Consider the following 7324-nt stretch of genomic DNA (forward strand, 5'->3'; position numbering starts at 1 on the left):
GGCCGCCCGCGGGCGCCGCCGGTCGAGGCAGGCAAGCATGTCTGATCGACATCGCCTCATCGTCATGACACAGAGGAATCTTCGTGAAGTTCATCCACGCGGCAGACATTCACCTTGACAGCCCGTTGCACGGCTTGAGCGCATATCCCGACGCGCCGGCCGCGCAGTTGCGCAACGCGTCGCGCGAGGCACTGCGGCAACTCGTGGATCGTGCGATCGAAGAGGAGGTTGCGTTCCTCGTGATCGCCGGCGACCTGTACGACGGCGACTGGAAGGATCACAACACCGGCATTTTCTTCGGCCAGCAGATGGGCCGCCTGCGCAAGGCCGGCATTCGCGCATTCGTGCTCGGCGGCAATCACGACGCCGAAAGCGAGATGACGAAGAAGCTGACGCTGCCCGACAACGTCACCGTGTTCGGCCACCGGAAGCCGGAAACGCACCGGTTGCCGGAGTTCGACATCGCGCTGCACGGACAGAGCTTCAAGGACAAGGCTGTCGTCGACAATCTCGCGATCGGCTATCCGGATCCCGTGCCGGGCTACTACAACATCGGCGTGCTGCACACGGCGCTCGAAGGCTATGCGGCGCACGCGAACTACGCACCGTGCACGCTGGCGGAACTGCACGCGAAAGGTTACGACTACTGGGCGCTCGGCCACGTGCACGAATTCCAGCAATGGACGGGGCCGTCGACCGTCGTATTTCCCGGCAATCTGCAGGGGCGCCATATCCGCGAGACGGGCCGCCGCGGCGCGGTGCTCGTGACGCTCGAGCAGGGCCGCACGCACGTCGAACGCCTGTACCTCGACGTGCTGCGCTGGGAAGCCGTATCCGTCGACGCATCCGACTGCTTCACTGTCGCCGATTTGTCGAGAAAGATCGGCCAGTCGCTGGAGGCGCTGCTGGAGGTCGATGGCCACGTGCCGCGCGCGGTGCGCGTGACGGTCACGGGGCGCACGCCTGCGCACGGCCTCTTTTTCGGTCGTGCGCCGCAGTTGCGCGCGGAGGTGCTGAACCAGATCGGGATCATCGGCAACGAGCGGCTGTGGCTGGAGAAGGTCCGGCTCGCGACGTCCGCGCCCGAGCAGCAACCGGGCGAGAGCGAGCAACTCGAAGCGCTGGAGGACCTGAAGCAGATCCTGGCCGACGCGGCGCGCGATCCGGACTTTCTTGCGCTGCTCGAGCGCGACCTGAAGCCGTTCGTCGGCAAGGTGCGCAGCGACGTGAAGGAAGAGGTGCCGCTGCTGACGATGGCGCGTGCGGGTGAGCTCACGGCGCTCGTCGAGCAGGTCGGTCCCGCGTTGCTCGCGCGGCTGGCGAGAGGAGAGTAAGCGATGCGCATCAGTCAGCTCGATCTGATCAAGTACGGCAAGTTCACCGACGAGACGCTGCGCTTCCCGTCGGCCAGCGAGGATTTCCACGTGATCGTGGGGCCGAACGAGGCCGGCAAGTCGACGATCCGGACGGCCGTGTCGGAGCTGCTGTTCGGGATGAAGCTGCAGACGCCGCTCGACTTCCTGCATGCGACGCCCGAACTGCGGATCGGCGGCGTGCTGGAGGGCGGCGCCGGCGCACTCGCGTTTCATCGCGCCCGCGGGCGCAGCCCGTTGCGCACCCCCGCCGACGACAAGCTGCCGGACGACTATCTCGCCGCGATCCTCGACGGCGCGACACGCGAGTTCTTCGAGCAGATGTTCGGGCTCGACCACGAGCGGCTCGTCGACGGTGGCCGGAGCATTCTCGATGCATCCGACAAGCTTGGTCAGGTGCTGTTCGAGTCGGCGGCAGGCGTCGGCACGCTCGGGCCCGTGCGCGAGGAGCTCGACGCACGTGCGGGCGAGCTGTGGGCGCCGCGCCGCAGCGGCAGCGCGTTCGCGCAGGCCGAGACGTCGTTCAACGAAGCCGTCGGCGAACTGAAGACGGTCCAGGTGCGTACGCGCGACTGGGTCGACCGCAAGGAGGCGCGCGACGCGGTCGAGCACGAGATCGAGCAGGCGCGCGCGGAGCAGCGCCGCCTCGAAGCGCTGCGCTCGAAGCTCGAGCGTGTGCGGCGGCTGGCGCCGTATCTGAAGGAACTGACGGTCAAGGAAGCGGCGTTGGCCGAGTTGGGCGCGGTCGTCGAGTTGCCGCCGACCGCGTATGCGGACCTGTTGAAAGCGCAAGGCGATCTCGCGGCCGAACAGAAGGTGTGCGAGGAACGGCGCGCCGATCTGCTCGCGAAACGGCAGGCGCGTGATGCGATCGATCCGGATGCCGACGCGCTGGCGCTCGAGGGCGACATCGAAGCGCTCGACCGCTTGCGTGGCGCGTGCATGAATCACGCGCAGGATCTGCTGCTGCTCGGTGCGGACGTCGAGCGGCATCTGTCCGCTGCGGGCGCCGCCGCCGCGCAGCTCGGCTGGCCGACCGACGAGGCGTCGCTGCGCGCGGCATTGCCGAGCGCGCTGTCGCTGAAGACGGTCGCAAACCTGTTGCGCGACCACGGCGCGCTGCATCAGGCGCTGGCCGGTGCGCGCGAATCGCTCGACGAGCGCACGCAGGAACTGGCACAGGTCCACGAGCAGTTGGCGCGCCTGTCGACCGTCGAGGTGCCGGAGGCGCTTCGTGCGTCGCTTGCCGAGGCGCAGGGTTTTCGCGCGAGCGGCCAGCGCGAACAGGCACTCGAACGCGACATCGCCGCCGCCGAACGTACGCTTGCCGACACGCTCGATGCGCTCGGCCAGTGGCGCCAGCCGGTCGACACGCTGCGCGTGCTCGACGTGCCGTCGGTGGCGCGGCTCGGTGCACTGCTCAACGAAGCAGGCGAGCGCGCGAGCGCGGCGGCCGCTGCGCGCGACGCACGGGACAGTGCGCATGAAGAATACGAACGGCTCGAACTGCAGGAGAAGCATTTCGCGGAGACCCACAAGGTCGTCACGACTGCCGAGGTGCTGGCGGCGCGTGCGCGTCGTGATGGCGCGTGGGGCGACATTCGCAGCGGTGCGGTCGATCTCGTCACGGGCGCACCGGCCGTCGACGATGCGATTCGCCTGGCCGACGAACTCGTCGATGCGCAGCTCGGCGCCACGCAAGCGGCGGCGACGCTGCAATCGCTGCGTCAGCAGGTCGAGTCCGCACGTGCCGTATTGACACGCCGGCAGGCCGCGGTGGACGAGCGCGAACGCGAATGGGCCGCGCATCGCGACGCGTGGTCCGACTTGGCGGCGACGGCCGGCGTCCCGGGCATGCCGCTGGCGGCGATGGGCGACTGGCTCGCGAAGCGCGACGCGGTATTCGCCGCGCAGGCCGAACTCGACCGCCAGCGCCGCGAATTCGCGACGATTCGCGATGCACGGATCGATGCGGAATCCGCGTTGCGTTCGGCGCTGCGTCTGGTGTCGCGCGGCAGTGACGCGGACGGGCTGGCGGCGCTCATCGCCATTGCCGAGACCTTCGTGCAGTCGGCCGAGAAGACGCTCGCGCAGAAGGACAGCCTCGAGGATCGCGCGCGCGAAGCCGAACGCGGATGCGCGACGGCGCGTTTGCGCGCCGGCCAGGCTCAGGCTGCCTACGATGCGTGGGGCACGCAGTGGCGCGACGCGCTTGCCGCCGCGAAACTGTCCGCGAACGCAGGGACGCAGGCTGCTGCCGAAGGTGCGCTCGCGCTCGCGAACACGGTGACGGCCGAACTGGCCGACGCCGATGCGCCGCGCAACCGGATTGCCGCGATTCGTGCGGAGCTGGCCGCGCTCGAGGCCGGTGCACGGCGACTGGCCGAAGCGCTCGAACCCGGGTGGCTCAAGAGCGGCGACTGGCTGGACGTTGCACGCAAGCTGACGATGCGTGTGGCGGCGGCGCGCGAAACCGCGCGCGCGATCGGTCGTGCCGACGAGGCGGTGCGCCAGGCGGACGGCAAGCTCGCCGATGCGTCTGCCGCGGTGGCGGGCGCGGATGCCCGCATCCAGCCGCTGCTGCAACTGGCCGGCGTCGCGTCGATCGATGCGGCGTTGCCGCTTGCCGAGCGATCGGATCGGCAGCGCCAGTTCCGACAGGCCGTCGATGCCGCAAAGGAAGCGCTGGTGCGCGACGGCGACGGGCTGTCCCAGCAGGCCATCGAGGCAGAGGTCGCGGAGCAGGAGATCGCCGACGTGCCCGTGCATCTCGAAGCGGCCAAGCAGGCGCTCGGCGACGTCGGCAAGCGGTTGAACGCGCTCGCACAGCGACAGGTCGTGGCGCAACAGGCGTTCGGCGCCATCGACGGTCACGCGAGCGCGGCCGTGGCCGAGGCGAAGCGGCAGGAAGCGCTGGCCGCGATGGGCGACGCGGCCGAACAGTATCTGGAGGCGGCCACCGCGAGCCGTTTGCTGAAGTGGGCGACCGATCGCTATCGCGATCAGAAGCAGGGGCCGATGCTTCGGCGCGCGAGCGAGATCTTCGCGGGGCTCACGTTGGGCGAATTCGCGCGGCTGACCGTCGACACCGAACGAACGCCGCCCGCGCTGTATGCGCGGCGCACGAAGGGCACGTCGGTCGAGGTCGTCGGCCTGAGCGAAGGCACGCGCGATCAGTTGTTTCTCGCGCTGCGAATCGCGGCGCTGGAACTACAGCTCGCCAGCAGGACCGGGCTGCCGTTCGTCGCCGACGATCTGTTCATCAACTTCGACGATGCGCGCGCGAAGGCCGGGCTCGAGGCGCTGCGCGATCTGTCGACGCGAACCCAGGTGCTGTTCCTGACGCACCACGACCATTTGCTGCCGCTCGTGCGGGACGTGTTCGGCGCACAGGTCAACGTGGTCGCGCTGCAGCGCGAGGCGGCCGGCGCATGACGCCGGGCGGCCCGATGTTCCGATACTCGGGAAAGGTCATCGCGTACAGGTAGTATGTGCGGTTCCGAAACGCACGCGACCGGTTCTGACGGTCGCGGGTCCGGCCATACGGGGGGTCAATATGAACAAGCTGGTAGCCGCCATTGCGTTCGCGGCCGACAAGCATCGCAATCAGCGGCGCAAGGACGACGAGGCGTCGCCGTACATCAATCATCCGATTGCGCTTGCCGACGTGCTGGCAAACGAAGCCGGCATCGAGGACGAGCGCGTGATCGTCGCGGCCGTGCTGCACGACACGATCGAGGATACGGAGACCACCGAACAGGAGCTGCTGCGGCTGTTCGGCAAGGACGTCGCCGACATCGTGATGGAGGTCACCGACGACAAGTCGTTGCCGAAGGACGAGCGCAAGCGCCTGCAGGTCGAGCATGCGGCGACCATCAGCCGGCGCGCGAAGCTCGTGAAGCTGGCCGACAAGATCTGCAATCTGCGCGACATCGCGCGGCATCCGCCCGCGGACTGGCCGCTCGAGCGCAAGCAGGCGTACTTCGACTGGGCGAAATCCGTCGTCGACCGGATGCGCGGCGTGCATCCCGGCCTGGAGGGGATCTTCGACGTCGCGTACGACGCACGGCCGACGCACTGAGCGCGGCCATGTCGGCGATCCGGTCTCGATCCACCGCCCGGCCGCTGCCCGCGGTGGCGGGCGTCGACGTGGGCGGCGACAGGAAACAATGCGATCTCGTGATCCTGCGTGGTGCGACGATCGTGTGTCGGGAGGCGAAGATTGCGCCCGAGGCGCTGCCTGTGCTGTGCGTCGAGCATGATGTCGTGGCCGTCGGCGTCGATGCGCCGAGCCTGTGGTGGACCGGAAGCGGACGTCGGGCGGCCGAGCAGGCGCTCGCGCGCGAACGGATCTCGTGTTTCCCGACGCCGTCGCGCGAGCAGGCCATTGCCAGCACGTCGGGCTTCTTCGACTGGATGTTCATGGGGGAGCGCGTTTACCGCGCGCTGGCGGATGCGTATCCGCTGCTGACCGATGCGCGGTATGGCGGCGGCCGCGTGAGCTTCGAGACTTATCCGTACGCGATTACCTGCGCGATGCTCGGCAAGGCGATTGCTTCCGCGAAGCAGAAACGTATCCAGCGCCGGCAATTGCTGGAACGGCTGGGGATCGACGTCTCGACGCTGCGATCGGTCGATGCGCGGGACGCCACGCTTTGTGCGTTGACCGCGCAATGCGTGATCGACGGAAACGCGCATGCATATGGCGATGCGCAGGGCGGATATATCCGTGTGCCGGTCGTCAGCGAGACGATCGTTCTCGACGCGCTTTGACCATGGTGTGCGGCCGGCGAATGCCGGCTAAGGCGAGGTGAGCTTTTGCGGGAGATGCGGCCGACTGTCGGCGCTGCAGCTGCGCTGCGCGGTGCACGCGCGACGCAGGCGGCGTACGCGACATGGGCAGTCGATACGCCGCGCTCGGGTGACGCTCAGTCTTCGAGAATGGACTTCGGCACGCTGGACAGATCGCAAGCGGCCGCCTGCTCGAAATAACCCTGCGCATCGTCGATCATCACGACCGCGACGTCGATCAGTTCATCGAGCCGTTGCAGCAGCGATTCGCGCCATTCGATGTCCTCGTCGCGCTCGGGCGTCTTGTCCAGCTGTTCGATGATCGAGTCGGCGGTCTGAAGGAACGGAATCGCCTGCTGATAGTTTTCGATCGAGACCATCGCCGCATTGCGCGCGCCGACGAGCCGTTCGCGATGCTCGTCCGCCAGTTCGGATTCGCCGCTGATGCGCGGGAGGACATCCGAGATGCGTTGCAGAAGCGGCGGAACTTGTTCTTCCAGCATGACGGCGCGCTCGCGCAGCGCGGCATATTCGTCGCGGAGATCGGTGTCGCCGGATTGAGTGGTGCTGTCCATCGTCGGTATGAGTGCGTTGTTCGATCGCGGCATGATACTCGACGGCGCGAAACCCTCTATGCGTTCAGTAACCAGGTGGCCCGCGAGACGAGGATGCGGAATACGGTCGAACACGCGATGCAGCGTGCCGCCTTTATATAGGATGAAAGAAAGGCTTGCCGTCGATTCATATAAGGCGTTTCTGTTGCGACTGCGGTCCGTCATATCCAAAGCCTCCGTGCGCGGCAGCGCACGGAGGCTTTTTCAAAATATTTTCACAAAGGGGCTTGCGGAGATGAGGGTGGGTGCTTAGAATCACGCCTCTTTCGCGCTAACGGAAACGCAGCGCGGGAGAGGAAGGAAGGGAAGCGGTGTTGTTGAGGTTGCGGTCGAGCCTTGGCGCACACGGAGTTGAACCCCAGCCGTCGCGACGAAGCAGTTAAAAATGTTGTTGACGATCTGAAAAAAGCGGTTCATAATCTCGTTTCTCTGCTGCTGAAAACGCAGCGCTGCCGAGAAAGAAAGCTTCCTCGCAGTCACGCTCTTTAAAAATTAACAGCCGATAAGTGTGGGCGCTTGATGGACGCGAACTGATCCTCGGATCAG

At 67.0% G+C, this 7324-nt stretch carries 5 protein-coding genes; 4 read left to right on the forward strand and 1 reads right to left on the reverse strand.

Annotated elements, in window-relative coordinates; all coding sequences use genetic code 11:
- The first annotated feature begins 83 nt into the window (after positions 1–83).
- The 4 genes from BME24068_RS16675 to BME24068_RS16690 all read left to right on the forward strand — a co-directional run bounded on the left by BME24068_RS16675 (position 84) and on the right by BME24068_RS16690 (position 6146).
- Complete coding sequence (locus tag BME24068_RS16675; RefSeq protein WP_096507995.1) at positions 84–1334, forward strand: metallophosphoesterase family protein; 1251 nt, start codon at positions 84–86, stop codon at positions 1332–1334.
- 3 nt (positions 1335–1337) lie between these two features.
- Entirely contained in the window at positions 1338–4808 is a 3471-nt protein-coding gene (locus tag BME24068_RS16680; protein ID WP_174926717.1) for an ATP-binding protein, read from the forward strand.
- A 121-nt stretch (positions 4809–4929) separates the two neighbouring features.
- The gene (locus tag BME24068_RS16685; protein ID WP_096507993.1) at positions 4930–5454 is read left to right on the forward strand and encodes an HD domain-containing protein; all 525 of its coding nucleotides are present in this window, start codon (positions 4930–4932) and stop codon (positions 5452–5454) included.
- An 8-nt stretch (positions 5455–5462) separates the two neighbouring features.
- Complete coding sequence (locus BME24068_RS16690; protein WP_174926718.1) at positions 5463–6146, forward strand: DUF429 domain-containing protein; 684 nt, start codon at positions 5463–5465, stop codon at positions 6144–6146.
- Between the two features lie 155 nt (positions 6147–6301).
- Here the strand turns inward: BME24068_RS16690 and BME24068_RS16695 are convergent, their stop codons facing one another.
- The gene (locus BME24068_RS16695; protein ID WP_115531482.1) at positions 6302–6772 is read right to left on the reverse strand and encodes an ATPase; all 471 of its coding nucleotides are present in this window, start codon (positions 6770–6772) and stop codon (positions 6302–6304) included.
- Positions 6773–7324: the final 552 nt, after the last annotated feature.

Source organism: Burkholderia anthina (assembly GCF_902498995.1).
GTDB classification, from domain to species: Bacteria; Pseudomonadota; Gammaproteobacteria; order Burkholderiales; family Burkholderiaceae; genus Burkholderia; species Burkholderia anthina.

What these genes read in the sequence shown, in the direction of transcription:
- BME24068_RS16690 (WP_174926718.1), top strand. Translation starts at nt 5,463, where the DNA reads ATGTCGGCGATCCGGTCTCGATCCACCGCCCGGCCGCTGCCCGCGGTG.
- BME24068_RS16695 (WP_115531482.1), bottom strand. Translation starts at nt 6,772, where the DNA reads ATGCCGCGATCGAACAACGCACTCATACCGACGATGGACAGCACCACT.
- BME24068_RS16685 (WP_096507993.1), top strand. Translation starts at nt 4,930, where the DNA reads ATGAACAAGCTGGTAGCCGCCATTGCGTTCGCGGCCGACAAGCATCGC.
- BME24068_RS16680 (WP_174926717.1), top strand. Translation starts at nt 1,338, where the DNA reads ATGCGCATCAGTCAGCTCGATCTGATCAAGTACGGCAAGTTCACCGAC.